The organism is Salinispora sp. H7-4 (assembly GCF_013416675.1).
GTDB lineage: Bacteria > Actinomycetota > Actinomycetes > Mycobacteriales > Micromonosporaceae > Micromonospora > Micromonospora vitiensis.
On record NZ_JABZED010000015.1, the window covers coordinates 40949 to 41173 of the forward strand.

Annotated in this window: 1 pseudogene; it reads left to right on the top strand. The window is 68.4% G+C overall.

The window, feature by feature from the left end:
- Positions 1-225 (top strand): annotated as a pseudogene (locus H0524_RS24680) (IS3 family transposase); the annotation flags it as partial.

Below are 225 nucleotides of genomic sequence, written 5' to 3' on the forward strand. Positions count from 1 at the left end.
AACGGCGAGGCGCGACGGCCGGGCCAGCGGGGCCGCCGGTGGCCGGTTCGATCGAGGACGAGAACGCCGCGTTGCGTCGACGGGTCCGGGAGTTGGAGGAGGAACGCGACATTCTACGTAAGGCGGCCCGGTATTTCGCCGGGGAGACGCGCTGGTGAACCGCTTCCAGTTCGTCGCCGACTACCAGCAGCGCTACGGCGTGAAGCGGTTGTGTCAGATCGTCGG